Source organism: Zwartia vadi (assembly GCF_030410375.1).
Lineage (GTDB): Bacteria > Pseudomonadota > Gammaproteobacteria > Burkholderiales > Burkholderiaceae_B > Zwartia > Zwartia vadi.
This window is the reverse complement of the sequence record NZ_JAUHHE010000004.1, coordinates 216,381-241,385: the sequence shown is the minus strand read 5'-3', so window position 1 is coordinate 241,385 and position 25,005 is coordinate 216,381. Positions and strand designations below refer to the sequence as shown.

22 protein-coding genes are annotated in these 25,005 nt (G+C 44.5%); 12 read left to right on the top strand and 10 right to left on the bottom strand.

The window, feature by feature from the left end; genetic code table 11:
• Positions 1–153: 153 nt before the first annotated feature.
• Positions 154–972, bottom strand: a complete 819-nt coding sequence (locus QWY27_RS05350; protein ID WP_290195448.1) for a HipA family kinase — start codon at positions 970–972, stop codon at positions 154–156.
• 440 nt (positions 973–1,412) lie between these two features.
• The gene (locus QWY27_RS05345) at positions 1,413–1,667 is read right to left on the bottom strand and encodes a cupin domain-containing protein (protein ID WP_290195473.1); all 255 of its coding nucleotides are present in this window, start codon (positions 1,665–1,667) and stop codon (positions 1,413–1,415) included.
• 118 nt (positions 1,668–1,785) lie between these two features.
• Here QWY27_RS05345 and QWY27_RS05340 point away from each other — a divergent pair, with 118 nt between their 5' ends.
• The gene (locus tag QWY27_RS05340) at positions 1,786–2,079 is read left to right on the top strand and encodes a YciI family protein (protein WP_290195446.1); all 294 of its coding nucleotides are present in this window, start codon (positions 1,786–1,788) and stop codon (positions 2,077–2,079) included.
• 1,070 nt (positions 2,080–3,149) lie between these two features.
• On the opposite strand, the gene QWY27_RS05335 is transcribed toward QWY27_RS05340, so the two are convergent.
• On the bottom strand, positions 3,150–3,968 hold the full coding sequence (locus QWY27_RS05335) for a hypothetical protein (protein WP_290195445.1): 819 nt from the start codon (positions 3,966–3,968) through the stop codon (positions 3,150–3,152).
• Between the two features lie 429 nt (positions 3,969–4,397).
• Positions 4,398–5,753, bottom strand: coding sequence for a hypothetical protein (locus tag QWY27_RS05330; RefSeq protein ID WP_290195442.1), 1,356 nt, complete (start codon positions 5,751–5,753; stop codon positions 4,398–4,400).
• A gap of 492 nt (positions 5,754–6,245) precedes the next feature.
• On the opposite strand from QWY27_RS05330, the gene QWY27_RS05325 reads away from it, so the two are divergent.
• Together QWY27_RS05325 and QWY27_RS05320 are read left to right on the top strand one after the other, a co-directional pair.
• Complete coding sequence (locus QWY27_RS05325; RefSeq protein ID WP_290195441.1) at positions 6,246–6,941, top strand: glutathione S-transferase family protein; 696 nt, start codon at positions 6,246–6,248, stop codon at positions 6,939–6,941.
• A gap of 207 nt (positions 6,942–7,148) precedes the next feature.
• Positions 7,149–7,676 (top strand): alpha/beta hydrolase family protein, encoded by a 528-nt coding sequence (locus QWY27_RS05320; RefSeq protein WP_290195439.1) that lies wholly within the window; start codon positions 7,149–7,151, stop codon positions 7,674–7,676.
• A gap of 166 nt (positions 7,677–7,842) precedes the next feature.
• Here the strand turns inward: QWY27_RS05320 and QWY27_RS05315 are convergent, their stop codons facing one another.
• Positions 7,843–8,259, bottom strand: coding sequence for a hypothetical protein (locus QWY27_RS05315; RefSeq protein ID WP_290195437.1), 417 nt, complete (start codon positions 8,257–8,259; stop codon positions 7,843–7,845).
• A gap of 408 nt (positions 8,260–8,667) precedes the next feature.
• Between QWY27_RS05315 and QWY27_RS05310 the strand changes: the two genes are divergently transcribed.
• Both QWY27_RS05310 and QWY27_RS05305 read left to right on the top strand, forming a co-directional pair.
• Positions 8,668–9,207: a hypothetical protein gene (locus QWY27_RS05310; RefSeq protein ID WP_290195435.1), complete on the top strand. Its 540-nt coding sequence runs from the start codon at positions 8,668–8,670 to the stop codon at positions 9,205–9,207.
• A gap of 91 nt (positions 9,208–9,298) precedes the next feature.
• Positions 9,299–9,832 carry a GNAT family N-acetyltransferase gene (locus QWY27_RS05305; RefSeq protein ID WP_290195433.1) on the top strand — a complete coding sequence of 178 codons (534 nt, stop codon included), beginning with the start codon at positions 9,299–9,301 and terminating at the stop codon, positions 9,830–9,832.
• A gap of 356 nt (positions 9,833–10,188) precedes the next feature.
• On the opposite strand, the gene QWY27_RS05300 is transcribed toward QWY27_RS05305, so the two are convergent.
• The 4 genes from QWY27_RS05300 to QWY27_RS05285 form a co-directional block, all read right to left on the bottom strand.
• Positions 10,189–10,971, bottom strand: a complete 783-nt coding sequence (locus QWY27_RS05300; protein ID WP_290195431.1) for a sterol desaturase family protein — start codon at positions 10,969–10,971, stop codon at positions 10,189–10,191.
• A gap of 57 nt (positions 10,972–11,028) precedes the next feature.
• On the bottom strand, positions 11,029–11,307 hold the full coding sequence (locus QWY27_RS05295; protein ID WP_290195430.1) for a DUF4936 family protein: 279 nt from the start codon (positions 11,305–11,307) through the stop codon (positions 11,029–11,031).
• 43 nt (positions 11,308–11,350) lie between these two features.
• Entirely contained in the window at positions 11,351–14,551 is a 3,201-nt protein-coding gene (locus QWY27_RS05290) for a S8 family serine peptidase (RefSeq protein ID WP_290195428.1), read from the bottom strand.
• Between the two features lie 122 nt (positions 14,552–14,673).
• Positions 14,674–16,047, bottom strand: a complete 1,374-nt coding sequence (locus QWY27_RS05285; RefSeq protein ID WP_290195426.1) for a metal-dependent hydrolase family protein — start codon at positions 16,045–16,047, stop codon at positions 14,674–14,676.
• A gap of 293 nt (positions 16,048–16,340) precedes the next feature.
• Between QWY27_RS05285 and QWY27_RS05280 the strand changes: the two genes are divergently transcribed.
• From QWY27_RS05280 to QWY27_RS05260, 5 genes are all read left to right on the top strand, one after another.
• A complete protein-coding gene (locus QWY27_RS05280) occupies positions 16,341–16,733 on the top strand; it encodes a VOC family protein (protein ID WP_290195424.1) in 393 nt (130 codons plus the stop codon).
• Positions 16,734–16,949: 216 nt separating this feature from the next.
• A complete protein-coding gene (locus tag QWY27_RS05275; protein ID WP_290195422.1) occupies positions 16,950–18,665 on the top strand; it encodes a di-heme-cytochrome C peroxidase in 1,716 nt (571 codons plus the stop codon).
• Complete coding sequence (locus QWY27_RS05270; RefSeq protein ID WP_290195421.1) at positions 18,641–20,359, top strand: di-heme-cytochrome C peroxidase; 1,719 nt, start codon at positions 18,641–18,643, stop codon at positions 20,357–20,359. The genes QWY27_RS05275 and QWY27_RS05270 overlap by 25 nt, the downstream gene beginning before the upstream one ends.
• Before the next feature lie 24 nt (positions 20,360–20,383).
• On the top strand, positions 20,384–21,238 hold the full coding sequence (locus QWY27_RS05265; RefSeq protein ID WP_290195419.1) for a carotenoid biosynthesis protein: 855 nt from the start codon (positions 20,384–20,386) through the stop codon (positions 21,236–21,238).
• A 100-nt stretch (positions 21,239–21,338) separates the two neighbouring features.
• A complete protein-coding gene (locus tag QWY27_RS05260) occupies positions 21,339–22,112 on the top strand; it encodes a c-type cytochrome (protein ID WP_290195417.1) in 774 nt (257 codons plus the stop codon).
• Between the two features lie 24 nt (positions 22,113–22,136).
• Here QWY27_RS05260 and QWY27_RS05255 read toward each other — a convergent pair whose 3' ends face one another.
• Positions 22,137–23,627 carry a M81 family metallopeptidase gene (locus tag QWY27_RS05255; RefSeq protein WP_290195416.1) on the bottom strand — a complete coding sequence of 497 codons (1,491 nt, stop codon included), beginning with the start codon at positions 23,625–23,627 and terminating at the stop codon, positions 22,137–22,139.
• Positions 23,628–23,768: 141 nt separating this feature from the next.
• Here QWY27_RS05255 and QWY27_RS05250 point away from each other — a divergent pair, with 141 nt between their 5' ends.
• Complete coding sequence (locus tag QWY27_RS05250) at positions 23,769–24,287, top strand: DUF6790 family protein (protein ID WP_290195414.1); 519 nt, start codon at positions 23,769–23,771, stop codon at positions 24,285–24,287.
• Positions 24,288–24,289: 2 nt separating this feature from the next.
• A complete protein-coding gene (locus QWY27_RS05245) occupies positions 24,290–25,000 on the top strand; it encodes a hypothetical protein (protein WP_290195412.1) in 711 nt (236 codons plus the stop codon).
• Positions 25,001–25,005 lie beyond the last annotated feature (5 nt).

The following is a 25,005-nucleotide window of genomic DNA, read 5'->3' as shown; positions in this document are numbered from 1 at the left end:
GCAGCATTCAACTCTCGGATATTTATCGCCAAACAATTACCTGCACCGTTGGCTTAGTCAGCAACCAAAAGAAAAGCTGGTAGCATGAACCTATCCCTTTGGTAGACGAAACACAGAGGGAACCTCAATCTTTGTCATCTAAGTTTGCAATATTCATTGTGCAATTACTCCAAGCTCAGCTGGCAGCCATGCAGCATCGGCACGCGCCGTCATAAACGTATCCAATGAATCCCAAAGTTGCTGGGCTAAAGCTCTATCTGGTAATAGAGTAAAAATTAATTTGCTTAAATCGGCCTTAATTGCAATTAAGGCAGCAAGATGATTTCCGCCATGGTGAGCAACTGCCACCTTAAAACTATCAAATTCTTTTGTGTTTAAGATCTGTTTTGCTTCGGACAGAATTGTTTTCTCACCGATTTCAAATCCAAATTTACCATTCCACAGTAGATCGTACAGAATGTATTCATTGTCAATTGCGACGTGTTCTCCATTTTTCTTTTTAAGCAAGTTTCCTGTATTGCGATCTTTATTATCAATCCAATGATCAAATGCGCAGATAGCTGCTACCTCTGCCTTTTTATAGGCATTTTTTTTTCTTAAACTGTCAATCCATTTCCAGCTGCTTATTAAAGGCCTGCCTTCAACGGCGGACACACAAAAGGCTAAAGTTTCAGGGTGATTGTAGTTAAGCCAGTGATGATCTAGCTTCATCGACTGACGAAGTCTATTCATAGGAATCATTATTAGCGCTGCAAAGTCAGGTGCAGGTAAGTTTAGGGCGCGAATTAATTGCCAGCCGATAGCTTCGGTGATAGGGCTTGGCCAGTTTTGTGGACAAATCTTCACATAACATTCATGCAATTTTCCATTGGGATCCTCCACTAATGCCAGATGCGTAGTTAAATTCAACCCCTTATTGGGAGGCTCCCCGCGGAACTCGCGCCAAGATGATGAAGGCAAGATATCAATCATTTATAACCACCTGAATCCAATCAAATGCCATCTTTCTATTTCAAATGTATTGAAAGTGTAATTGCTTTAGACTTTGCTTGTAACTTGAAATCAGCAATAAAGCTATCCCTAAAATGGGATGAGTAATTGATCTTTTGCTATTGGTTATTGGTGAGAAATGCAGTGATAAATTTAGCAATGCTTATGGAATTAACCAAATAGATGATCCGTAGATCTGATTTCAAACTGTCGTGTTACACGACAGTTTTGATTCACCGTCCCGTAACTAGACGCTTTAGGTTTCGTCCGTTCAGAAGGACGTTTCTAACCTGTTATTCAAGCGTCTATAAGGTAAATTTCCAAGCTGACCCACGGTCAGGCAGGATTAAACATCCCCACCCAGTAAGGTTCGGCACTCAGATCTACCGTTTATTTACGCTGGCAAGTTAACCGTCCAGTAACTAGACGCTACCAGCCGACTCTATAACAAGTATTCGAGCCTGTCCTATTGGATGTGCTACGTGTTCAGTGCCAACGGATGCATAAAAAATATCGCCTGTTTCAAGCATTGTAGATAATTCTTGTCCATCGAGCCGATATCGCATTTCAACTCGACCATCCAGCACAGTAAAAATCTCCTCTCCGTCATTGATGTGCCATTTGTATGGCTGATCAGTCCAATGCAGACGTGTCGTGATGCCGTTCATGTCGGCAATATCTAGCGCACCTCATGGGCGACCGGCTGTGAATTCTTTGCTGCGGATAATTTTCATTTCGCTGATTTATTGTTGGTGCTAAAGTCATATTACCAAGACTTAACGAGCAAGGTGAATAATGCGTTGGATTGTATTTTTCGAGGATACGCCTGCAATGTTAGCTATCAGGAAGGAACGCGAACCCGATCACCTTGCGTATTTGCGAAAACATAGCGATGAGATCCTGTTGGCAGGTGGCTGTCGAGAAGAGCCCGGTCAAGTATATGTTGGTGGATTGTGGGTGCTTGATGTGCCTAGCAGAGAGCGAGTGATTGAGCTGATTGAGTCTGATCCGTATTATTCGCCTGATCGTCGAAGCTACAAGATACGTACTTGGGGTAAAGCGTTTGATGATTTGGCTGTCACACTTTGATTATTTCAGGGTTCAATGACAAGACACTCGATGTTTCGTCCGTTCAAAAGGACGTTTTCAACCTGTCGATCATGCACGCAGCATCTAAATATTCCAGCTAAGCCGGATCAGCAGTATTCTGTATCCCCAATCAATAAGGTCTGACACTCAAAGCGACCGTCCGATCACTATTGTGATCTAACCATCCCGTGACTAGACGCTCTACCATTCGTAAGTATCCAATAAAAGGATGGAGACGAATTAAGCCAACTGATCCGCAGCAATAGCGGCAATCATTTCGAATTATGTCCCATTCGAACATCAATATGGAGCTCCTTGTCTATCGTACAAGAAAGTGTATGGCTGAGGAGTATTCCAACTCAATAACGATCAACTGTCCCGTTGCTCAATACTTGTACTGATACTCATCATCTATTGCCTATTAACCCAAATAAAAGTTGAGTTTTTATTCATTAAATTTCTTAGTCAAAAAGCACAGTTTCTTGGTATTTGAAGTTCTTGGAGCGACATTTTGGACACCGATGATACGCTAGGCGATTATTACGGAATGACGCCCTATGCTCTGGATCGTAGGGGTCAATCCAGTTGCCTCCACAATAGCAAGAACCAATAACTTGACGAAGCATATTTTTTTCAAAATCATCCCAAGAATCTCCACCTGTTCTCCACCAAGCCGAGTGATCATCAAGAAATGAACGAAGTGTCTCTGGTGTAAACCGTTCTATCTTATCGAAAGGTATTTCTTTGTGGTCTTTGTCGATTCGCCATGTAAATGGCATCTTAATTGTGATGAATCCAAACCTTAAAAGGTTAGTACGCCTTTGTAGCGCAGTGATGATTTTCTGTTCTTTACGACTGACTCTCGGGGCGTACCGCGGGACCGCCATACTTTTCCCGCAGCGGCAGCATAACCACTGAACAAATTTAGAACCACCACCTTCGCTAGTCTTGAACGCTTCTCCACAATCCAAACACTCACAGTCGTATACGTGTCCCATTATTTCCCTGACCTTGAGTCACAATTTCAGAAGATATTAAAGTTTGAATAGATTGCAGTTACAGTTTTTCACTCAATGAACAATAAGATGTTGTCTACAATTTGGGCATGTAGATTCTCTCTCAAGAGTATCAACAATAAGCACATGTCTGCATACATGGCAAACAACGGACTTTGTAAAAGGCTTTAATTGTTCTGGCTTATTCAAAGTTGTTTGTACAAAGGCATGCCTAGCATTAATTTTTTCTTGTTTCGCATCTTTAGGTGAGACTTCGTCGACACTCACTCTATCTACTTCAATGGAAATATTTGTTCTACTTGGAGACAGTTTTGGCTCGAGTTCAACAAGGCTCCTGTTGTCTTTAATTTTCTTTTTTTCTTGTGCCACCTTGTGCTGTTGAGCCAATTTTTGCGCAGTCGCATATCTTTGCGGAAAGGAGCCGCGTCTCATCTCTTCAGATGTAAGTCTAGCTGAATTTACTTGAGTAATACTCGCTTGGAATTTTTGGGTAGACGAAGTGTCAGCAGTGTTGTTGTAATAATTGCCCCATTGTTTTACAAATTCTGGACCGAATGTTTTCGGATTAATCCAAGGCGGTGCTGGGTAATCGTCATTATCTTGCAGACCCATAACCCATTCTTGATATCGCTTTTGCTCTTTTTTTCGCCTAAGTTCGGCATCGTAATTTTTTAATGTGTTTATTAAACCTTTAATGACAAATGGCCAAATTAAAGCGTTAACAGGACACATAGTTAAGCACGTAAGCACCCATCCAAAAAAGCTTGGATCCTTTTGGTTCTCACCGAAAAATATTTTGAAATAAACCAGCGCAGATACGATACCAGTGACAAGAGCGCCAATTGCAAATACATATAGAAGAAGTTCGCCCAAAATTGTATCCCCGCACATTATTGAAAACTTACTTTGTAAAGCAACCTTATCCCTTCTGACTCCTAACCGCCCCTATCAGATATATTCGGTTATAAAAAAGATTAAATGGCAATCAATTTCTTAGGCTTTCGCGAACCGTAAAGTAGGATTGCTGTATGTATTCTACTGGTGTGAAGCCATTTTTTTGATACATAGATTCTGGATCATACATTCCGGTACCTACCTGTTTTGTTGATAGTACGAGACCCAAACAGCCAACTGCTCAGCTGCCATTGTTGAGATCAATTTTGAATATTGACGTTCAATCATCAGCATGTTATTGCCTATTTGTCGAGCCTGAATGTGTATCTTAGTGTCATTCTCCAGTAGTTCTAAGCGTCCCGTAACTAGACGCTTGAGGTTTCGTCCGTTCGAAAGGACAAACTTCGCTCACTCTACTCGCGCCCTCCCTCTCCTCCTACGCTTGCTTTGAAGCATGTCTATATTCATCTCGCCAGAAAGTGGCTTGGCGTAGAAGCGGTCAATCATCTCCACACTGGTTCGGGCATTTCTAGCTAGAACTAAAGTATTAATACCATCGCCATATAACAAGCGATACATGATGCTGCTGTGCCTGAGTGAATACAGACTTCGTATCTCGCCCTGTACTTCACGTGGCAAGCCCGATACCCCTATCAACACTTCAAATTGCCGCTGTAATAAATTTAGTGCGTGATCTCTGCTGTCAGCATACTTGGGGACAAATACATAATCTTCCCCATCAACTTCCAGACCTGCCCTGTCTTGTTCGTGCTCCCTTCGTAAAGCAAGATACGCTGTGACCGCTCGTGGCATTGTTGTAATGGGATTGGTGTGACCTTTACTTTCTGGTAGACGCAGCCGCAAGTATGTGTAATCACCACGCACAACATCCACGTGCTTGTGCTTCATATGTCGAATATCTGTGGGACGTATGTAGCCATTGACCATAAACACGATCAACCAACGCAAGTCAGTCATCATCTTGACGTAACACATACGAGTACCCAGCTTGTTAGCCACATCATCACGCCTGATGTATTGCGTTTGCTTGATACCCAAGCTGTCTTGGTACTTGCGTATCTCCATCGTGACACCAGCCAAGCGTCTTGCTGTCCTATAAAGTGTCAAATATTCTGCGGGTGAAAACCACCCTCGGGCTTTGAGTTTGATTTTGACTGTGGGGAACTCAGGTACCGCTGGCAGTAATCCTCGCCTACAGGCCAAGACTAATACTTTGCGAACAATCAACAGGTATGAGCGAATAGTGGTACCACTGATGCCTGTGTCACTGAGTTCAGTGACATAGTTTTCTAGCTTTTGGTAGTTGATTTCCGTCACGTCCAATTTGCCAAAAAATGGCAGGACAGATTTTTGATAACGATAGGCAAAGTTATCGAATGTCATCTTGGTAATTTCACCACGCTGTAGCTTTGCTCGCTGTGACACGCCCACTGCTATACCTAACTGAGTAAAGTTGGTCGCTTTCGACTGAATGTCGGAGATTTTGCCCTGCGTGGTAATGGTGTCGTAATAGCTCTTGGCAAACACGATGGCTTCACGCCGCCCCGTTTGCTTTGTGCTTTTTCTGTGTACCCGTCCATTCCAGTAATACCTGACCCACCAGTAGCGTGTAGCAAGCGAGCGATAGATCCACAGCTTCGGGGGACAGCCATCTATGTACGCTCGCTCAATCTCGGCTGTTCTGGATTTTGTTTGGGTTGCGTATTCGTGTGCGTCAAATTTCAGCAGTTTCAGCGTGACCATAGCGGCTCAAAAAGTGTTGAAGTTTTTGAACACACGCTAACGCAGGTCGCAGAAAATCGCGACCAGAAAATATGAAATTTATATTTTCAAATCAGTTAATAGCCGCACCAGCAGGGGGTATTAAACTTTTTGACAGCGGGGAAAAGGTCGGAAACTTTAAAAGCTGCGGGTGTGAAGGCAGTGCTCTACCGCTGAGCTAACCGCCCAATCAGTGACAAACTCGAACGGTTTGCTAGATTGGAATGAACGCAAAGTTCAAGATTGAGATTATACACAGACTAGATGAACTACTCTTATCTCATTGATTTTGTGATGAAATCAGTTTAGAAAATACTTAAATATTATCCATTCACCTGTGACATCCTCAATTAAGCCATTCATTGCCATACGATCAGCTCCAGCACCCAACCTCAGATTTTCAACCAATTTTTTTCGTTAATTTCTGTAATTGTTGCTGTGACCTCACCTCTAAATTCAGAACTGTTTTCATCAATGTTTGAACTTCACATCGCGAATAAAAACTATTCTTCTTGGTCTTTACGCCCATGGCTACTCATGAAAGCCCTTGCTATTCCGTTTGTAGAAAAGCTTCATTATTTTTCACCTCCAGGAACACCAAGCACATTTGTTACCTTATCTCCAAGCGCCAGGGTACCAGTTCTAGTAAGTAATGGAATTCCTATCTGGGACACTCTGTCTATTGTCGAATATCTAGCAGAAGAGTACCCAGATGTGTGGCCATCTGAAAAAGTCAATCGGACTTGGGCTCGAAGTGCATGCGCAGAGATGCACTCAAGTTTCTTTGCCTTAAGAAATGAATGTTCGATGAGTGTGGGCGTTCGTGTGCATCTTCGCGAAATGAGTGCTGCCCTTAAATCTGATATTGCTCGAATTGAAAGTTTATGGGCTGACGGATTCAATCGATTTAATGGTACGTGGCTAGCTGGCGATCGTTTCACTGCGGTTGATGCTTTTTTTGGTCCAGTTGCATTTAGATTTCGAACATACGGAATCTTGTTAACCGATCGTTCTCAGGGTTATGTAGAGCAATTATTGAGTCATCCTGCAATGCTTGAATGGGAACAGGATGCACTGAATGAGACAGTGCGCGATCAGTCACACGACATTGAAATTGAAAATATGGGTTTCATTGTTCAAGACTTGAGGGCGAGTCCTGATATTAGTTAGTGAGCTGAATCAAGCATCCAGTTGCCAGACGCTCGATTATTATTATCTGTAAATGTGCTGTGTCGTCACTTATCCCAATCTGGAAACTGGCTTGGATGAATCTGAAATCCAACTTAGTACGATTTTGACGAATTCTGACATTATTAATTTAATTCGAGGCGGAATGCTACATTTGATCAGCACTTTAAATTAAATGAAAACATCCAAATGAGTATCAAACTAGCTTCGATCGCATGTGTATTCTCACTGACTGCCGCACTTGCTGGATGCGCAACAGATCACCCCAAAAATATAGTGAGCAATCAAGCGTCGAGCTGGAGTGAAGCTGCAGACCAATTTAAAGCTTGTAGAAAAGCCCGCTGGGATCAGGTCGTTGCATATGCGCCCCAATGGAACCAGTTGGTTACTGGGCCTCATGATCCGTTATACCTGGAAAAAATGACCTCAAAGTCACCTTTGACAAAGGAATTGAAAGAGAGCCTAATTAAATACCGACCAGAACAAATTGCTTGTCGGAAGGCTTTTTTCGAAGCGCTTGGTAACGGTCATCAAGCAGTCAAGATGATGTATCAGAAGAACTTCTATGAGCTAGACAATGGCATTGTAAAGATTCTTGATGGGCAGTTAAAAACAATGGGGGATGTTAATAAAGTTTATGTTGCCTACAATATTGAAATCGCCGAGAGAAGGGTTCGGCTGATGGATTTCTTAGCAAATCACGAACAAAGGAGATGATGATGCCTGGCGAATGGGATGGTTTTGCAATGCCCGAAGATATTAAAGAGGTTTTGAAATCCGCTTAGACTACGATACGACTGCATGTATCGCTCAAGAAGCCAACCATAAGGTTGGCTTCTTTCGTTTCGATATCTGAATTGAATAATGAAAACACGCTAGCGCATCATTCGTTACTAGTAAATTCCCAGTACCACGCGGCATAATGCTCGAGCCAATGCTCAAAATTACCATCGATACCGCGAGAGCTACCACACCCAGTCATTCGGTGGCCCTCAATTTTCCCAATGCCAGCGCCATGCTTGCTCGCGTAGACAAACTCCTTGCCGTCTGCCGACAAAGTTCCGACCCAGAAAGAATCTGCGCGTGGCCCCTTAACAGTGAATTCGATATGACGACCATTCTGCTTCGTGATAATGATCTTGCGTGGCTGAACATAAGAGTTCCAAGTCGGTGGCTCCTCTTTACCGTCGTCACGAAATGATTTGTGCGTTGGGTTGTGGACGGAGGTTGCGCCCATTGATGTGAGTGTGAGCGTGCCACTCCACTCTTTTGCAAGCATAGGTATAACTGGATTTTTCATAAGTTTCTCCTATTTAAAAGTTTCGATGGAACGATTGCAACTCAACTGAATGCATATAAATTCCCGTGGGCTTACACACCAAAGAAGGAGCCCGTTTGAGTGTCGTTGATCTTAATTGAGGAAATACAGTCTGATCTTTTTTGGTTTTGTTTTGTCAGTATTTGTCGTTATCAAAGATGATTGGATTCATTCAGAGTGAAACATAAATAAGATCCATAAAGAAATTGAATCTATCCTGGTCAAAAGCAGATTGACGAAATCATTTTCCTGCAATATCTTTTCACTTTGCCAACCTAGCATAGGAGATAAAAATGTCAGAAGAAATGTGGGGGTTTAACCGTCCAGAAGACTTGAAGGAAGTACTAAAGTCCGCGTGAAAGATGTCACTCAATATTAAAAGGACGCCCCATGTCTTTGAGATTGAAAAGTTTGTTTTTTTGTCTACTCTCTAGCCTGATATTAATGGGGTGCTCTTCGTCTGACCCGCACAAAACTGCAATGCAGCAGAGGGATGCAGAAAACCTTAAAGCTTGGGATCACGCAAACTCGAAATTCATTGCTTGCAACAGGGCTTGGCAAGCAGAAAGACGCAAGACGAGTACACAATTTAATGATCTTGTTATCGGCGCCGAAGATCCTCGTTATCTTCAAAGCCTAACTTCAACAACTCCTGTTAGTCAGGCATTTAAGGATGCTTTGGTGAAGTTTCGACCTCAGCAAATTGCTTGTAGAAAAGAACTTTTTAACAATCTGGGTGATAAAAATATTCGTGTACTGCTTCTATACAGAGATGCATTCCAAATCCTAGACGCAGGAATGGCGGATGTTTTAACGGGTCGATTAAAAACCATGGGGGAAGTGAATCGAGCTTATTCCAAGTGGGTTGATGATGCTAATGATGCAAGCATCCTATTGCGTGCATCAATGCAAGGACTCGTGAATCAGTGACGTTTGATTTAAAGGATCAAATCTTTTTCCTTCGTTTCGATCCATTAGCCTGTAAAGAATTTTCAAAAATAAATTTTTAATCAGCGATCCTATGAGTACTCTTGAATTTGTTAATGCACACGCAGATGAATGGTCCGAAAACGCATTGACCTTGACTAGGGAGTATTTTGATTGGATGGATAAAGAAATTCAGAAAACTTGTTCGTTTTCTATAAGTGATGTTGTGGGTATGCCTCTTGATCAATACATTACAACTGCGGCAAAGGAAGTCTGTCCAACCAACCAGAGTGATGCAAAGTATTATCTTTTAGTCGATGGCAAATGTGCGGTGGCCATGGGTGGTTTGAGGATCTTGCCCGGTGGTGATGCGGAAGTGGTCCGGATTTACACAAAACCAGAACATCGCGGCCGCGGCGTTGCCAAAACCATGTTAAAGCGCTTGATTTCAGATGCGACTCAAAGCGGTTTCAAGACACTTAAATTGGACACGGGTGTTTTCATGAAGGACGCACAATCATTGTATTTGTCCCATGGCTTTGCCTTTTGCTCCGCTTACGATGGGGCAGAGCCTCCAGCTGCCCTTTTACCTTATTGGCTTTTTATGGAGCGAAAACTCGACCCTTAAGACTGTTATGGGATAGTAGAGAGTATTAGCTAACCGCTCAATCGAAAATAAACACGAACGGTTTGCTTGATTGGAATGAAATAAAATTCATCATGTGGATGATACACATTCAGCACTACTCAATCGTATCTCATTGATTTTATTTAAAAATGCATAGAGATGAGAATTAGAAAAGCGTGCGGTTATAACTTTCGGACTGAAGCATTTAGCAGCTATACGATCAACTCCAGTAACAAATCTCAGGTCTTAGAGCGATATTTTTCGTTAACTTTCTGTTCGACTAGAAGTACACGCAGTATTTTGGAAATTTTGAGCGAATGAATGGCGAAAACTGATCCATTCTGATCACAACTGCATCAACGAAACGGCATAGTCAGTAAGCCGATTACGCTCAAATCCTTTGTGTCGCGAAATTGATCAATTCCAAGCACAACCTCCCCATTCTGCTTAATTGATTGATGCTTATAAGTGCCGAAACATTTGTCCCAAAATGAAAAGACGAACGCAAAATTGGTATCAAAATCCTGTTCATGTGCCGAATGATGGGTTTCGTGCATCGCTGGCGTCACGAAGAGCTTGTTGACAGTGCGTTCAATCCCCATTGGAAATCGTATGTTTGCGTGATTAAAAATAGACACGACATTTAATGTAATTTGGTAAAGGATCAATACCAGTAACGGTATTCCAAGAAAAACACACAGCGCAACTCGCAGAAAAGTTAGCCAAACAGACTCAAGCGGGTGAACTCGATTGGCCGTTGTGACATCCATCTCAGTGTCAGCATGATGGACACGGTGTAAGCGCCACAAAATTGGAAGTTTATGTGACAGTCTGTGCTGAAAGTACAGCAAGCCGTCAAGACAAATGAAACCAATGACAGCCTTGAACCAGAAAGGCAGATCAATTTGATTCATCAGCCCCCATGTTTGGGATTGTGCAAATAAAATAAATCCAAAGGCTGCTGCACCAAGAGGAATACCAACCAAAAATAAATCAACAAAGAAAAGTCCAAGATTTGCAGTCCAGCGTTGAGATTTTTGAATGTAAGCACAGCGATGTGGATAGAGCGATTCGAAAATTGCAAAAATAGCGAAAGTGAAACCAGCAATAATTAATCGCGTTGAAGTATCAATTTCCATTGCGCACCTAAAATTATTCTTAAAATATTCCTTGTGTAAGACTGCTTCGTTGGTTGATCAATGGTCAATGAAGACTTCATTCATCCGAGGCGGAGTCGGTTCGAGTTTTGCAGTTTCTTCATTGATTTTGATCATCAGCTGATCAAAAAATTCATCAGGAAAGTCGTACTGTTCCATCCAGGTTTCTCGACCCTGATCATCCAAATTAGGACGTTTTAAAAGTTTACATTGCAATCCTGAAATTTGACTCGTCACACTCAATTGAAGGCGATTGATGTTAGCGTGCAAATTTGGATAATCTGCAGGAATGAATTTGTAATAGACAAATAAATGCATGATATTTCTCTTACCTCAATAACGTCATGTCAGATTCCGTCTTTCAGAAACGTACACTTAAATTAGCAAACGCCGACAGTGCGTTCCAGTTCGTCGCCATCTGATTCATGAGACTCAGTGAAAAAACTGCACTCTCGCTGATATTGGCATTGAGTGCAACGCCAAGAGTCAAACGACTGCGGCCGATCTCTGAGCTCTGAATACGCAGATTTTCATTTAAAACAACTGTATTGAGATAAGCGCGATTGTCCGCCAGTTCGTATGCATAATTGACTGATCCAAGTAACTGCCACGCGGTTTCTTTTGTTTGAAACGGAATACCCGCTGTCAGTCCTATAACGGGCTGAACAGATGTGTTGTTAGTGGACTGGCCTGATACTTGGTATGCGTTCATCCCACGCGAATCATTGAAACCGAAGGTACGCATGCCTAGGTAGTTCAGGCCTACATTCCATTCGTAATACCAGTCGGCCTTTTGTATAAACTGGCCAATGTTCAGATTGGCAGAAATGTTTGCTGTCTTAATCGTGGCGTTGTAATCAGAGCTAACCAGAGACAAAGAACGATTGGCTGACAAGATATTGCCCCCAAGTCCGATCCCGCCTTGAAGATAGAAGCCATCGTTGAGAATTCTGGAACCATAGGTCATCAACTGCAGGTTTTGTGTAGAGCCTGAGCCCATATTTGATGGAAGTTTTGAGCTGCTGTTGCCATAGCCCATACTAAACCCAAGATGTGTCTGATCACCGATCTTGCGTTGTGTGCCCAACACTACGCCACCAAGCGTATCGGTGGTAGTTCCGATTGTGCTGTCGCCACCCAAAGAAGAATAACGACCAATGACTCTCCCCCAGCTGTCTTTATTCGCATTTTCTTGTGTCGTCTGATTTGAAGGAGTTTTGCCAGGTCGACTCCACCGATTAAAATTTGAAGCACTATTCATCTCTCCCAACAGAAATAAAGTGTTCTGCTGAGCTAAGCCTAGAAGTTGCACATACGATACGCCAGCCAACTGGTCCATACTCACTGGCAAACTTGATGTCGATTGAGGTGCAAGTGCATCAAATAAAGTTTTGCGGGTGATGTCTGATTCTCGCACGCCTGCCGTAGGTCGAATCCCTTGCAAAATTCTTCCCAAACCATCGCGGTTGACGTTGCTTGAGACAGACGCTGCACTGATGTTTGCATAAGAAGCCGGCGTTACATGTAGCTTCAGCATATTTGGACTGTAAACCACATCCATTTGCGTGCCAGGCAACAACCCAGAAGTAGGCTGCTCGAGTGTAGTGAATGAATTCGATATGACACCGTAGGTCGAGAGAAACTCAAAACCCTGCCCAAGTGCTGGACTGTAATTGTTGTTTGCAGAAGCACTGATACCACGTAGCAAAACCTTTAAAGTGCCATTTGCGTTGAAGTTGCTATCTACTGATGTGAATATTAGCCGATCAAAATTGCCTGGACCATCAGACGTGCCTGGCCCGTCAATATCGATTTCAAGCACTGATTGAGGGGTCATCTGCATTGAGCCAGTACTCGTTACCGTACCCGGTGAATTACCCGGACGGTAACTTCCATTCATAGTGAGTTTGCCGAGGATGGCTCCACTGCCACTTAAGCTCAAGCCAGACGGGATAACCAGATCAGCGTTCCAGTCAGCGTTGAGTTTTAAATCTGCCACGATAGACATCGGCGTACCGATAAATGACAGCGTTCCCATTGAGCCATCTTTATTCGTTAAATCAATCAGCCCACCCGCATAAGAAATAATGTTTCCATTGGTATCGATGACCGCACCATTAGCACCCACTCCAATTGGTTTTCGCCATTGCCCATCAACGGCAGTCACAAAACCCGAACCTAGCCTTAAAGTCCCATTGGAAATCACCACCTGACTTTTATCTGAGCCAAGACTGACGTCTTTATCGGCGTAAAGCACACCCTCAAGTATTTCTGTTGGTCCCTTGAACGTATTGTTAGCAGACAGTCTCAAGGTGCCTTGCCCGATTTTCTTCAGCCCATAATCACCAGAAATCGGATTGCTAAAAATAGAAGTCATTTGTTTGGGCAGATTTGCAACGAATGTCTCTTCAAATATCGCTGGGCCATTGATCGCGCGATTCACGTCGAGCAGACCCCGTCCGTAAATAGGGCTTGGTGCATTGTGCGCTTCGCTTGCAGTTGTCAGAATGGTAGTGACCAGATTACGGTTGGTCATCCATGGATATTTTTCCGCCACCAAGGCAACCGCGCCAGCGACGATTGGTGCGGCCATGGAAGTGCCAGTCATTCCGACATAGCGGTCATTAACCGTGTAAATATTGGTTGAAGGATCCCGAGTTCCGGAGGCGGCACCATTGATCCCCTGCCCAGTTTCCGAACCGCCACCAGGCGCTGCGATGCAATATGAAGCTGCCACCCCGCAATAACTTGCATAACTCGGAATTCTTTCTGCTAGCGGACCACTGGTTGCAAGGTCCGTTGATGTCACGGCAATCCAGCCTCCGTAGGCGGCAATCGAAGGTATGTAAGTCGGCAATGCTGTGGGTGCTCCCGGGTTGAGTCCCATTCCTGGTTCGTCGCGATCATTACCGTTGGCAAATACGATCACCACGTTGTTTGCAAGTGCACGTTCCATTGCCTGCACCGTAAGCGGTGCATTCTTTACAAACGCGAGCGACTCCTGCTTCGGATCAAGGCCGGGACTGTTGTCACCCCAACTATTATTGATGACACGTACGCCTTGACTTGTCACATAATCAAAGGCTCTTCCCCATTGAGGATCCAGTCGGCTAAGTGCTTCCACCGGTGTCAATGTGGGATCTATACCATTAGCATCCCATCCTGCAATCACTAGGCTAGAGTTGTACGCGACGCCTTGCATGTTGTTTGGACGCGTACTGTTTCCATCTAGACGTGCTGCGGCAATACTCGCCACATGTGTGCCATGACCATCTCCTTTTTCATCATTGCTATCGTAAAGACGTCCTGTAAAGCCGGATAGCCCAGACCACACTGGGTTTGCTCCCGCACTCATACCGGCCAAAATTTTGTTGTTGAACTCGATATGGTCAGGATTAATACCGGAGTCGATGATACCGACCCTGACACCATTACCGGTAAAGCCCTGGTCATAAGAGGATGGGTTGAGTGGATCAGGGTTATGCACACCGATAATCGAGAGTGCAGGTTGGTTTTGGTATTCAGTACTGGGAACCCACTGAGCATAGACAGATGTGCTCATGGCAAGATGGGAGCTTGTTACTACAATCAAAAAAGAAGTGGACAACTTGAGGTTAGGCACCGCACTCTCATTATTCAAGGATGGCGAACATTAGTCACGCGATAATCGTGCGCGTTGAAACATCAATTTCTCTTGTTTACCTGAAGCGTATTCTTATAAATTTTTCCATCTTTCACTATCACGTTAAAGTTTTTATCAGGATCAGCGATCAATTGGATATTTTCAAGTGGATTGCCATTTACTAGAATCAAGTCCGCTAAAGCACCTTGCTCGATGACTCCAAGCTTTCCCTGATAAGGACTTCTCGGTCCTGATAGCGCCAACAACTCAGCATTATCGTGCGTCGCCATTTTCAGAATTTCTGCCGGTGAATACCATCTCGTGAGCTTTGTCAAAATCTTTCCTTGCTTGACTCCGCCTTCAGGAGAAAAAAGAATATCGGTACCAAACGCAGTTTTGACGTTGTATTTTTTTGCGAGTCGGTAAGCCTGCTCAGTACCTTTCTGAGTCATTTGCTTTTTTATGTAAGCCATTCCGGTTTGATGATTGGCGTCCTCATCATCCAAAAAAGGTTGCAAACTCCACCAGATACCTTTATCGGCCATCAGCTTAACGGTATCTTCATCAAGCAAATGCCCATGTTCAATTGCTTTAACACCTGCCTCGATCGCCATACGAACAGCTCTGGGTGTGTAAGCATGGACAGTCACATAGGTATTCCAATTTTCCGCTGCCTCGACTGCAGCTTTCATTTCAGCCAAAGAGTACTGGGAGACGTCAATGGGATCATACAGAGACGTCACTCCACCTCCGGCCATGATCTTAATTTGGCTCGCCCCTTGCATCAGTTGCTCTCTAACGCGTTTTTGAACTTCCGCGACACCGTCCGCAACGATGGCGTGATTATTTCGAACCATGAAGTTGGGCGCGTTACTTTCAGCCGCAGGAATCTCATTGATACTACGAAAGTCAGCATGCCCACTTGTCTGAGAAATGCCCGCTCCCGATACCCACATGCGCGGACCATTCACCACACCTTGATCGATTGCTTGTTTTAAACCATAGGTTCCTCCAGCCAAATCCCTGATGGATGTAAAACCGCGCATCAACACTGCTTGCGCCTCTCGTCCGGCACGATAGTATGCAAGCGATGGATCGCTCGTAAAAAACGAACTCATCTTACCCGACGCAAAAGCAGTGTGATAATGGTTGTCAATCAGACCGGGCATCAACACTCGTCCGGAACCATCAATAATCGTTATGCGCGATTGATTAGAAACGACAGGTTCAGTATGGGTAATGGACTCGATTTGGTTTTCCCTCACTAAAACGTAAGCGTTCTTTACAAGCTGAGGAGACTTACCGTCAAAAACATCTACATTTTTAAAAATAATCACACTTGGTAGATCGAGCTTTTCTGCTGAGTGAGCAGAAAGCGGAACTATCACAGTAATGAGAAGATATGATGCGATGAAGGATCTCAAGAAGATTTTCATTTTGTATCAATTCTCTATTAAATGGATAAAGTTAGATAATTATAGGAAGGAGAAATTCTTTAAATCCGACCAATAACGACAATCTAGCCGATGCTGTCGAGTATCAACTTTCTTGGTATTGATTAACTATGATGAAGATAGAGTGCTGGAGATCTTAAAATTCAATGTGCTATCAGCAAGTGACTTGTCGTGATCCATTGATCCCTGCAAATTTGTAGAGGATTTGGATCGATGACACAATAAAAAAATTTATAGTGATTTAAAGATAAATTAAAGATAAATGGAGTTTTGAGATGATTGAAAGACTTGATCACTTCGTCTTAACAACCTCACGGGAAAAAGCTTGTATTGATTTTTACACGCGTGTGCTCGGCATGCATCTTGAAAACTTTGTTGCAGGCTCGCCACCCATTCAACGCAAGGCATTCAAGTTTGGTAATCAAAAGATCAATCTTCATGTGCAGGGTGCTGAGCTTTCACCCAGGGCACATTTGCCAGTCCCCGGCGCGCTGGACTTATGCTTTATCGTCACGGACACATTGGATTCGGTGATCGAGAAAATCAATCATGCTAATTGGGAAATTTTAGAAGGCCCCGTTCAACGTACAGGTGCGATCGGCAAGATTCGCTCAATTTACCTTAGAGATCCGGACCTAAATTTAATCGAGTTGTCAGAGTTAATCTGAGATGCCATCGAGGCAAGACTTTTAGACTTTCTGATGCGGCACAGGAATTGTTGTTGCAGGATTTGCAGGGGTCTACAGACATTTTCGTGAATGAGTTTGGTTGCCTCAAATTCTTATGATGTCAGTTGTCAGAATTCGTAAGATTTATCCGGCTCTTTAACAGATAGTATTGATACGATTTCGTAGGATCAAAATCCGCAATTTTGAACACCTATCATGAAAAAAATTAAATTTTTATTTCTTTATTTAGCCTTGCTGACCCCTGTGCATGCAGCGCAAGACGGCCTACAGACAAAATGGCTGGACCAGGGCTGGACTAAAAACGAACGAGAGTACTGGCACTATCGTTCCCTGGGACAAGCACTTGCGCCGGTGAGTTGGCTTGTATCCGTTGAAAGAAAAGATTCAAATTCACTTTTGATGGGCCGAACATACCTCAAGAGTCTAGGTTTTCTGTTCGAGGAAAAGAACAAACATAATCCTTACGATCTCCCAATTGGTTTTGCTGTCGCACCAAAGGGTTCCTCCGTGCAGGGCCACGTAGGATTATCATGCTCTGCATGTCACACCAGTCAGATCTCTTATCAAGGCAAGTCGATCAGGATGGACGGTGGATCAGCAAACTTTGATATCAGCGGTCTTTTGGGTGAATTTTATGCTTCACTCGACAGTACCTTTAAAGATAAAGATAAATGGAATCGCTTTGTCTCGCGTGTGCAAAAAATCGAAAGCATCAGCGATGCTGATTTAAATAAGCAAATCACTCATGTACTGAGTAATATGGCCTGGAGTACGGAAGCATCAAACAAGGCGCCCGGAACGTCCACACAACCCGGACCTGGTCGAGCCGATGCATTAAACAGGATTGGAAACTATGTGTTCGGGCAGCGACTGCTTGAATCTTCCAATTTTCACAAAACGAATGCACCGGCTAATCATCCTCCGCTTTGGAATATTTGGAAATTCAATTGGGTGCATTACAACGCCTCGTTTAGTCAACCCATGGCGCGTAACATTCTTCAGGTTCTTGGCAACAACGGCACAACTAATTTTATTGATGCGAAAGGAAATCCTATTGAAGGTGAGGATCGATGGATCACTTCGGTTGATTTTTTAGCTGCGGCTGACATGGAGGAGGCAATACGTTCCCTCACTGCTCCCCGTTGGCCGGAGGACCTGCTCGGACGAATCGATCAGGGAAAAATAAATAATGGCAAAAAACTTTTTGAACAACATTGTTCAAGCTGTCATGCCGCTCATCCTATTCGACCCCCTCACAATCTCAAAGCTGAATTAGCCGTTGTGACTGTACCTCTTTCGATTATCGGGACAGATCCCGCCCACGCAAAAACTTATCATGACCGAAGATACGATCTATCGAAATTGAGTGGAAATTCAGCGCCTGTATCAGGCTCGGAGGGCTTGAAGTTTGGGATCGATTCGATTCAAAACTATGCCTACAACAAGTTACGTATTAGCAAAGACGAACGTGACAAACTAAATGGTTTTGGACGTGCCAATGAAATCCGTGGACCGCTGGCTTACAAGGCTAGAACGTTGGAAGGGATTTGGGCAACTCCACCCTATCTGCACAATGGTTCTGTGCCGAATATGTATGAATTATTGAGTCCTGTCGCTGAGCGCTCCAAACAATTCTGGACGGGGAGCTATGAGTATGACCCTGTCAAACTTGGCTATACCTCGACAAAATCCAATGGCAACTATTTCTTGCTCGATACTTCACTCGTCGGGAACTCGAATAGCGGCCATGAGTTTAATGATGGAAAAGGGCCTGGCATTATCGGTCCTAAACTCACACACAATGAACGGATGGATTTGATCGAATATCTGAAAGTACTTGATCAACTCCCACCTTCTCCAAGACCTGCAGTTGATTTTGATTGGGAATGGACTTCGAAATTCAAACAATGAAGACCTCTCTTTGGTTTAGAAATTTCCTTCAATTAGTGGCTGTGAGTGCCATATTTTTTCCAGTCATAAGCTGCTCATCCGACATTGCATTGACAGCGTTCGATCAACCGCAGGAATATCAGTGGCTCGATCAAGGCTGGACAGAGCAAGAAAGGAACCATTGGCACTATATATCCGCAGGCCAAGCCTTTGCACCAATTAACTGGCTGCTGGCTCTAGAAAGAGTCGGGACAAATCAAAAGCTGACCGATCAAAAGTTTCTTCAAAGTATTGGTTTTCTTTACGATAAAAAAACCAATAAAAATCCATATGAGTTACCAATAGGATTCGCCGTAGGCAAGGATGAGCTTTTCGCTAAGGGGATGGTGGGTTTTACCTGTGCAGCCTGTCACACCACTCAAATCAAATACGGTAAGAAGGGAGTCAGGATAGATGGCGGAGTCAGTCTGGTTGATTTGACTATTTTTTTTCAACAATACAGTGCTTCGCTTGTCGAAACTTATAACAATCCTGAAAAATGGCAGAAATTCAGCACAGCTGTTCGCCGAGGCAGTCAACAGACTGACAAAGAACTTCGCGATGAAGTGTTGAGTGTGCTGAATGCCAGAAAGTGGGCATCTAAGGAGCTGTCAGAGGTGGCGAAAGGCAGCGTCGTCAATGGTCCAGGCAGGCTTGATGCGTTGAATGGGATTGGCAATCTTCTTATGGGATTGAGCCTCAAAACTGCTTCGAATTTTCATGAAAGTTCCGCTCCCGTGAGTACTCCATTTCTATGGGATATCTGGCGCTTTGACTGGATGCACTACAACTCCTCGTTTAGCCAGCCCATGGCGCAAAACGTGTTGCAAGTTCTGGGTGCGAATGGTTACACGAATTTCATTGATGCGAAGGGAAATCCAAATCCAGTCCCTTCGAGATGGAATAGTTCAGTTGACATTAAAGCCCTCGAAAGTACTGACATCGGATTCAGAAAGCTTCTGTCGCCTGAGTGGCCAAGTGAGATTTTTGGGCCCTACGACACAATCAAGGCAGCGCGGGGTGAAAAACTCTTCGCATCACAATGTGCAAGTTGTCATGGCGCAAAGGCCAACCCTAATCCCCTAAACCAAAAATTTCAATTAAGTGTGACGAACATTCCCATTGAACGTATCGGGACAGATCCTGTTTACGCTCAAAAATTTGCAACGCAGACTTTCGATATCTCGAAAATATCGAATGAACAGGGAAGGGTGTCTGGTAGTACCGCTTTGTCGTACATCACTGAAATGGTTAAAAATCGAGCCTATGACCTGTTGAATTACACCCCTGAAGAACGTCGTATCGCTGACGGTTTTGGTCGATCAAACGTGATGCAAGGTGTGTTGGTGTATCGCGCACGAACCCTTAATGGCGTATGGAGCAGCCCACCATATTTACACAATGGTTCTGTGCCGAATATGTATGAACTTTTGAGCCCCGTTTCTGAAAGATCTTCGAAGTTCTGGGTAGGATCATATGAATATGATCCAGAGAAGCTAGGATTCATTCACACAAAAATTGAAAATGGTTTTTTGTTTGATACATCGATCACGGGTAACAGTAATCAAGGTCATGAGTTTTCAGATAAACCAGGTGCTGGTGTCATCGGTCGGTTACTGACCCATCAAGAGCGATTGGATATCATCGAATATCTGAAGTCTATGAAGCGACTTTAAAAACCCAATCAATATGGCTGACATATGCAAATCTCAACGCGTCTGACTTGGATTTTAGTTTTTACATATCTGTGCTTTATTGTTCTCAGAACATTCACAGGTTTGTTTTCCCCGACCGTCGCGATGATGTTGAATATGACGATTCTGGTGGCAATCACTGTTTTGCATGCTCAAGCTCATTACGGACTGAAGACTCTCGGTATTTTCTTTGTCATTGTTTTTGTGATCAGCAACGCATACGAAAACATGAGTGTGTTGACTGGATTTCCGTTCGGATATTACAACCATGCGGACTCTCTCGGTCCAAAACTCTTTCTGATCCCGCTCATCATCGCGCCTACTTATTTTGTTGTGGGGTATTTCTCCTGGGTGATTGCATTGGTTTTACTCAATGCCTTTGATAAAAAACTGACTGGCCACCAACTATGGAGTGTTCCGCTCGTTGCGTCGTTTGTCATGACAATGTGGGATCTGCAGGTAGACAGTATTTCATCTACGATTAGAAAGGGTTGGTTTTGGCATGACGGGGGACATATTTTTGGCGTTCCCTTTATCAATTACATGGGATGGTTATTGTGTACCTTTAGTTTTTTCCTTGTTTTTGCGATGTATCTTAAGCGCCGCTCAAACTCGGAGGGAGATCATCAAACGCCATTTGGTCGATCGCACTGGTATCAAGCAGTCAGTATATATTTCATTCTGAGTTTACCTATGATGGTCTTGCCGATGATCGGTGTCGATACCATCGTGACGGACCCCACAGGCAAAGAGTGGAATACGATGGATATTTACCAAAACACGGTACTTGTCACCATTTTTACTATGTGGTTTGTTTCGTTGATCACTACATTAAAAATTCACGACCATAAAATCGATTGAATTTTTCCCAGATGCAACATAGACTCAAGGCTTGAGGCTGTTTAGGTATAGCGGAGATTTTGCACAACTAGTCGTAAACGATTTGTTTAAGGAGATTTTTATGACAATCAAGTTTCGACTCGTTGGATGCTTAATCATGCTTGGCGCCATCAGTTACGCAAGTGCGCAGACTAATCTGGCAAATTTCATTGTGCCGCCTGAGTCGAGCATTCCTCCAGGGGAGCTTGGCGTCGCAATCAAGCAAGGCAAGAAACTCATTGATCAAACTCAATCACTCTTACCCAAAAATGTTGGGAATGGGTTGAATTGTTCGAGTTGCCATCTTAGCGCGGGTACTGTTCCTAAAACTGCGCCGTTTGTCGGCCTGTGGGGGGTATTTCCTGAATACAATTCGAGGGACGGCAAGGTGGTGACACTGTCTCAGAGAATTAATGATTGTTTTGAGCGATCAATGAATGGTCGTCCGTTGTCTTACACCTCGGACGAAATGATTAGCATGCTGGCTTATATGCAATGGCTTTCAACTGGTGTTCCAACTGGTCAGAGCGTCAAAGGTCGCGGATTTCAGGAGATCAATCAGAAACTGACTCCAGATCGCTCAAAGGGCCAAGCGCTGTATGCACAAAAGTGCGCCAGCTGTCATGGTGCCGAGGGTGCAGGCCTGAAACTGCCGACAGGAAGTTATGTGTTTCCCCCGCTCTGGGGAGATGAATCATTTAATGTGGCCGCAGGCATGGCCCGTACCTTTGCAGCTGCTGCTTTCATTCAATCCAAAATGCCGGTCGGTCAAGACAACTCTCTCACCGAACAAGAAGCAATCGATATTGCAGATTTTTTTGTGCATCAGCCCCGTCCCGCGTTCAAACCAAAATAACCATTCGTGAATGAGTGAGGGGACCTACGGCCGAGTACGAGTCGTTTTGGCCAGCTTGGTCCAGGGTAAATCGGCTGGATCTGCAGCCATCGGTCCCGCAGCCTTGGCAACCAATATATGCGAAGCGATAGGCGTGAAATCCGCGCGGAAGTGGTTTGAACTTTTCACGACCAAAACCTTCATCGTTTCAGGATGAACGCCTAGCATCCTAAACAGTTCGCGATCAAGAAGCTGTTTCTTGCCGCTGGCAACGGCAACCAATACGCCTTCAATTTCAAGCAGGGCGCACTGCCCGAGTCCGATTGTGGAACCCGTCATCATGGGGCCTTTGAGCGTTACCTTGCCATCAGAGAGCGCTTTGACTTTAAAGGTGCCCTGCACAGGCGGATCGCTGAGTTGTCCAGTGAAAGTCGGCACTGCCGTTCCGATGGATGTGGTGATCGAGGCGCCTAATCCAGCTTCGTGAGCCATAGTCGCCGCATCGCAATCAAATAACAAACCCAAGGCAACTTTGCCGGGAAGGCGTTTACCGGCATTTTTCTCAAGCAGAGCCCTTAACAGGCCAGTCGTGTTGCTATCGCCCCCAGCCCCCGGGTTGTCTTGAGTGTCGGCAATGACAACCGGTTTTTCGCTTGTTTCAGCGAGTAAGCAGGCACGTTCGACTGCATCCCGGGCGGAAAGCATTTCAAGTGCCCATTGAGTAGGTTCGCTGACTTTGTCATACAAACGTTGTACAGCCATTTCGGCTCGATCACCGTATCCCCAAACCATGGGTGCGCACTCGGCGATATCCGAGGCCGGAAATGCCATGCAGAAACTCAGACAGGTATCAAACTCGCGATCAAGATCAACGATTTCCTGATAGCGAGATTTTGCAGGTTCGAGCCAAGTGCTTTGAGCGTTGAGTGGGATCAAGAATGGCAGTCGGTGGAAGAACAAAGGTTCTTTTAAGCCCCGCTTCACGCGTCGTTTTAGAAGTGTTGCAGCGAGCTCTCCTGTTTTGGCCATATCCACGTGCGGATAGGTGCGGTAGGAAACAAGCGCATCGGCCTCGGCAAGCATGCGGTGCGTAACGTTGGCATGCAGGTCCAAACTCGCAACAATAGGGACATGAGGACCGACTGCTGCGCGAATACGCGCAATGAGTTCGCCTTCTGTATCATCAATGTGCTCGGCTACAGCGGCGCCATGCAAATCGAGGTAAACAGCATCAAACCCTCCTTGGTGAATATCGCTCAGGATCGAATCGCTGATTCGCTCGAAGGCGTCGCGGGTGACATGCGCAGATGGAATCGCTCCGCACCATGAGCCCGGAATCAGCTTCCAGCCTTCGGTTCGCGCCGCCTCCATAAATCCTGCAATAGGAATATTGACATCACGCAAGCTATCAAGCATTGGCTGGCCCTTGATAAAAGCCGGAAATGACTCGCCACGATTAAAAGCTGCCCAGTCTGCCTTGGTAGGGGCAAAGGTATTGGTTTCGTGCTGATAGCCTGCGACGTAAATTTTCAACATTTCACTCCAGCGAGGATGCTCTCATAAGCTAGCTAAATATTGACCATAGCAAATTTTAGTTTCCGAGGGAAGGTGAGAATGACTTATTATTTGAAGCGTCATGGATGTATTTGACAATGTTCATACATTTTGGAGATACATATGGCTGACATCATTAAATTTGCGGTATTTAATTTCACGCTCACATTTTTCGTGATTGGGATGTTGATTGCAGTCATACAGATCTTTAAAGCCTCACCTGAACACCGCACGGCAGAAAATATTTATGAAATAGTGTTCAAGTGGTTTGTACTTTTTTCAGTTGGCGTGACCTATTTCTACAACTTTATTGTGCATACTTTTTTTGGTGAAGTGTCAGCAAGATTTATTGGCTGGGCCGATAGCCCTTTTCAATTGGAAGTTGGTTTTGCAAGTCTAGGTTATGCATTCGTGGGATTCATCGCTTTCAAAAAGAACTGGTGGCTCAGGCTGGCTGCCGTAGTCGGCCCTGGCTTGTTTATGCTGGGCGCGGCTGGCGGCCATGTCTATCAGATGATCGTTGCCAATAATTTCGCCCCTGGCAACGCTGGGATTATGTTTTATTCGGATCTGTTCTTACCGGCTTTTGGTGTGTTGCTGCTGTGGCTGACCAAAGCAAAAGATCAATCACATACGGGGTGATCATGAAACGATTCGTCACGGCTTTATTTCTTTTTTTGATCGCTCACTCTGCTATCAGTGCACCTGCGCGTATTGTTGTGCTGAGACACGGTGAAAAGGAGAATGCCTATGCCTTGTGCGATGTCGGCCAAGATCGCTCGCTTGCTTTAAAGGCACAGTATCTCGGTAAAGGCGCGGAGAAATCACTCTTTCCAACAGCTCCGCCTGCTGCTTTTTTTGCTATCACTTTGCACACGCTGGAGTTGATTGCGCCTTCTGCGGATTCATGGGGATTGCCAGTCACGACCTATGCCGTCGTTCCGCTCAAGTCAATGAGCGATGCTGAGACTACTGTTTGGCTCAATAGACAAACGCAGCGTGCCGCTGCTGAGGTCATGACAGACTCTCGTTGGCGTGGCCAGACAGTTGTCATGGCTTGGGAGCATAAACATATCGCCAATCATAAATTACAAAAAAGCGAATCAGACGCCCTCATAGAGTTGCGTCAGTTACTGAAGATTGATCAGTTGCCAGAGCCTTATCGGCATCGTGTTCCGCACACTTGGAGCGGTAGTAATTACAATTTTTTTTGGGTCATTGATTACGATACATCGGGACAGCCAAGTGCATTCAACATCATGCGTCAAGACTTTACTGGCAGATTTTCAAACGTGCCGAATAATGATTGGGGTGCGCCAGAAGGTCTGCCAAGCAGCAGTCTCTGTAAGCAGTGATTGAA

What these genes read in the sequence shown, in the direction of transcription:
- QWY27_RS05350 (WP_290195448.1), bottom strand. Translation starts at nt 972, where the DNA reads ATGATTGATATCTTGCCTTCATCATCTTGGCGCGAGTTCCGCGGGGAG.
- QWY27_RS05340 (WP_290195446.1), top strand. Translation starts at nt 1,786, where the DNA reads ATGCGTTGGATTGTATTTTTCGAGGATACGCCTGCAATGTTAGCTATC.
- QWY27_RS05330 (WP_290195442.1), bottom strand. Translation starts at nt 5,753, where the DNA reads ATGGTCACGCTGAAACTGCTGAAATTTGACGCACACGAATACGCAACC.
- QWY27_RS05325 (WP_290195441.1), top strand. Translation starts at nt 6,246, where the DNA reads ATGTTTGAACTTCACATCGCGAATAAAAACTATTCTTCTTGGTCTTTA.
- QWY27_RS05320 (WP_290195439.1), top strand. Translation starts at nt 7,149, where the DNA reads ATGAGTATCAAACTAGCTTCGATCGCATGTGTATTCTCACTGACTGCC.
- QWY27_RS05315 (WP_290195437.1), bottom strand. Translation starts at nt 8,259, where the DNA reads ATGAAAAATCCAGTTATACCTATGCTTGCAAAAGAGTGGAGTGGCACG.
- QWY27_RS05310 (WP_290195435.1), top strand. Translation starts at nt 8,668, where the DNA reads ATGTCTTTGAGATTGAAAAGTTTGTTTTTTTGTCTACTCTCTAGCCTG.
- QWY27_RS05305 (WP_290195433.1), top strand. Translation starts at nt 9,299, where the DNA reads ATGAGTACTCTTGAATTTGTTAATGCACACGCAGATGAATGGTCCGAA.
- QWY27_RS05300 (WP_290195431.1), bottom strand. Translation starts at nt 10,971, where the DNA reads ATGGAAATTGATACTTCAACGCGATTAATTATTGCTGGTTTCACTTTC.
- QWY27_RS05295 (WP_290195430.1), bottom strand. Translation starts at nt 11,307, where the DNA reads ATGCATTTATTTGTCTATTACAAATTCATTCCTGCAGATTATCCAAAT.
- QWY27_RS05290 (WP_290195428.1), bottom strand. Translation starts at nt 14,551, where the DNA reads ATGAGCACATCTGTCTATGCTCAGTGGGTTCCCAGTACTGAATACCAA.
- QWY27_RS05285 (WP_290195426.1), bottom strand. Translation starts at nt 16,047, where the DNA reads ATGAAAATCTTCTTGAGATCCTTCATCGCATCATATCTTCTCATTACT.
- QWY27_RS05280 (WP_290195424.1), top strand. Translation starts at nt 16,341, where the DNA reads ATGATTGAAAGACTTGATCACTTCGTCTTAACAACCTCACGGGAAAAA.
- QWY27_RS05275 (WP_290195422.1), top strand. Translation starts at nt 16,950, where the DNA reads ATGAAAAAAATTAAATTTTTATTTCTTTATTTAGCCTTGCTGACCCCT.
- QWY27_RS05270 (WP_290195421.1), top strand. Translation starts at nt 18,641, where the DNA reads ATGGACTTCGAAATTCAAACAATGAAGACCTCTCTTTGGTTTAGAAAT.
- QWY27_RS05265 (WP_290195419.1), top strand. Translation starts at nt 20,384, where the DNA reads ATGCAAATCTCAACGCGTCTGACTTGGATTTTAGTTTTTACATATCTG.
- QWY27_RS05260 (WP_290195417.1), top strand. Translation starts at nt 21,339, where the DNA reads ATGACAATCAAGTTTCGACTCGTTGGATGCTTAATCATGCTTGGCGCC.
- QWY27_RS05255 (WP_290195416.1), bottom strand. Translation starts at nt 23,627, where the DNA reads ATGTTGAAAATTTACGTCGCAGGCTATCAGCACGAAACCAATACCTTT.
- QWY27_RS05250 (WP_290195414.1), top strand. Translation starts at nt 23,769, where the DNA reads ATGGCTGACATCATTAAATTTGCGGTATTTAATTTCACGCTCACATTT.
- QWY27_RS05245 (WP_290195412.1), top strand. Translation starts at nt 24,290, where the DNA reads ATGAAACGATTCGTCACGGCTTTATTTCTTTTTTTGATCGCTCACTCT.